The sequence below is a fragment of the Cobetia sp. genome (assembly GCF_983723665.1).
This window is the reverse complement of record NZ_CFDJES010000248.1, coordinates 1-2,598: the sequence shown is the minus strand read 5'-3', so window position 1 is coordinate 2,598 and position 2,598 is coordinate 1. Positions and strand designations below refer to the sequence as shown.

The 2,598-nt window shown below is 65.6% G+C and carries 2 protein-coding genes and 1 pseudogene; all 3 read left to right on the top strand.

The window, feature by feature from the left end:
- Positions 1–387: pseudogene (locus AC4FAH_RS14460) on the top strand (MBL fold metallo-hydrolase); the annotation flags it as partial.
- A 106-nt stretch (positions 388–493) separates the two neighbouring features.
- Positions 494–1,849 carry an NAD(P)/FAD-dependent oxidoreductase gene (locus AC4FAH_RS14455; RefSeq protein ID WP_200906808.1) on the top strand — a complete coding sequence of 452 codons (1,356 nt, stop codon included), beginning with the start codon at positions 494–496 and terminating at the stop codon, positions 1,847–1,849.
- On the top strand, positions 1,842–2,598 hold a 757-nt coding region (locus AC4FAH_RS14450; RefSeq protein WP_490246304.1), incomplete at its 3' end, for a SulP family inorganic anion transporter. The genes AC4FAH_RS14455 and AC4FAH_RS14450, both read left to right, overlap by 8 nt.

Below are 2,598 nucleotides of genomic sequence, written 5' to 3'. Positions count from 1 at the left end.
CTGTTCATGCCCGATTACGGCACCGCGCGCTGCGATTTCCCCGGCGGCGATGCGCGTACGCTGTATCGCTCGATTCACAAGGTGCTCTCGCTTGCGGACAGCACGCGCATCTTCCTGTGCCATGATTATTCGGCCGAAGGGCGTGAAGGCTTCTGCTGCCAGACGTCGGTGGGTGAGCAGCGTGAGCACAATATCCATGTGCATGACGGCATCGATGAGCAGGCCTTCGTCGACATGCGTACCAAGCGTGATGCCGGGCTTGGCATGCCGCGTCTGATGCTGCCGGCGGTGCAGGTGAACATGCGCGCCGGCCAGATGCCGCCGGCGGAAGACAACGGTCGCGCCTATCTCAAGATTCCGCTCAACCTGCCGTTTGATCAGCTGTGATGGCTGCCATGCCGGCAGGGAGTATGTCCAGGCGCTTTGCCTATGTAGCTTGCTTACGTAATTTTGTGACTCAAATGGACGATTTTCCGCGATGGGAGCCTTATCGATGAGCCAGAGCACGCCACAGACCCCGCCAGTTTCGGATTCTGCAACGACGCCTTGTGACAATCAGGGGGCTGATTCGGCCTCGGAAGCGACCCGCGCCGCCAATCACCGCCTGGCACCCAACGCCCACAAGGTGGTGATCATCGGTGGCGGGGCCGGCGGTATCGCGGTGGCGGCCAGTCTGCTCAAGCGCCAGCCGGGCATGGACATCGCCATCGTCGAACCCGCCGAGCAGCACAGCTATCAGCCGGGCTGGACGATGGTCGGTGGCGGCATCTTCACGCCGGAATTCACGCGCAAGCCGATGCACTCGGTGATGCCCAAGGGCGTGCACTGGTATCGCGATACGGCCACCGGCATCGATGCCGAGGCGCATGAAGTCACGCTCGGCAATGGCCATCGTCTGCGCTACGAGCGTCTGGTGATCGCCATCGGGCTGGAGCTGGACTGGGGCGCCATCGACGGGCTTGAGGAGACGCTGGGAATGAATGGCGTCACCTCCAACTATCGCTATGATCTCGCGCCCTATACCTGGCAGCTGGTGCAGACCCTCAAGGGCGGCAAGGCGCTGTTTACCCAGCCGCCGATGCCCATCAAGTGCGCCGGTGCGCCGCAGAAGGCGATGTATCTGGCCTGCGATCACTGGCAGCGCGAGAACGTGCTGTCGCAGCTCGAGGTCAGCTTCCACAACGCCGGCGGCGTGATGTTCGGCGTGCCGGCCTACGTGCCAGCGCTGGAAGAGGCGGTCGCGGGCTATGGCATCGACGTCAGGTTCCATCAGCGCCTGGTCGCGGTGGATGGCGAGACGCAGACGGCACGCTTCGAGGTGCCGGCAGCCGAGGAGGGTGGCGAGCCGCAGATCGTCGAGCAGTCCTTCGACATGCTGCATGTGGTGCCGCCCCAGAAGGCGCCGGCGTTGATCGCCCAATCCGGGCTGGCCAATGCCGCCGGCTGGCTGGATCTCGAACCCGAGACCCTGCAGCACATGAGCCATCCCGACATCTTCGGGCTGGGCGATGTCAGCGGTACCTCGAATGCCAAGACCGCCGCGGCCGTGCGCAAGCAGTCCCCCGTGGTGGTCGAGAACCTGCTGGCCACGCTGACCGGTGGCGCGCTCACGGCGGGCTATCGGGGCTATGGCTCCTGCCCGCTGACGGTGGAGAACGGCCGCATCGTGCTGGCGGAATTCGGCTACGGCGGCGAACTGCAGCCGACCTTCCCCAAGTGGGTCAATGACGGCACGCGTCCGACTCGCCTGGCCTGGCAGCTCAAGGCACGGGGGCTGCCGTTCATCTACTGGAACCTGCTGCTCAAGGGCCACGAATGGCTGGCGCGTCCGGCGTCACGCGATGTCTGAGCCGGTTCTAGAGGCAAAGGGGACGTCGTTTGCCCGTTGGCTGCCGCTGGCGGGTTGGCTTGCCCACTATGACCGCCACAGTCTCGGGCGTGATCTGCTGGCGGCGGTGATCGTCAGCGTCATGCTGGTGCCGCAGGCGCTGGCCTATGCACTGCTGGCGGGGCTGCCGGCACAGGTCGGCCTCTACGCCAGCATGTTCCCGCTGGTGCTGTATGCGCTGTTCGGCACCAGCAGCACCCTGGCGGTGGGGCCGGTGGCGATCATCTCGCTGATGACGGCCTCGGCGATCGCGGGCATGAGCGGCGCCGATGGCGCGGCGCTCTCCACGCCCGAGATGCTGGCCGCCGCGCTGCTGCTGGCCTTTCTCTCCGGCGCGATGCTGATCGCCATGGGGCTGTTGCGCCTGGGAGTGCTGGTGAATTTCATCAGCCACCCGGTGATCTCGGGCTTCATGACCGCCTCGGGCATCCTGATCATCGCCAGTCAGCTCGGGCCGATCACTGGCCTGAGCCTGAGCGGCGGCAATCTGATCGCGATGGGCGAGTCGCTGTCGGCAGGCGGGCAAGGGCTGCACTGGCCGACACTCGCCATCGGGCTGGGCTGCCTGGCGTGGCTGATCCTGGCACGTCGTCATCTCAAGCACGGCCTGATGGCCTTGCGGATGAGTGAGAGCGCGGCGGGCATGCTGTGCAAGACCACGCCGATCATCGCCGTCATCGTCTCCAGCCTGCTGGCCTGGGGGCTGAGTG

Excerpts from the sequence above, each read along its gene's own strand:
- AC4FAH_RS14455 (WP_200906808.1), top strand. The coding sequence starts at position 494 with ATGAGCCAGAGCACGCCACAGACCCCGCCAGTTTCGGATTCTGCAACG.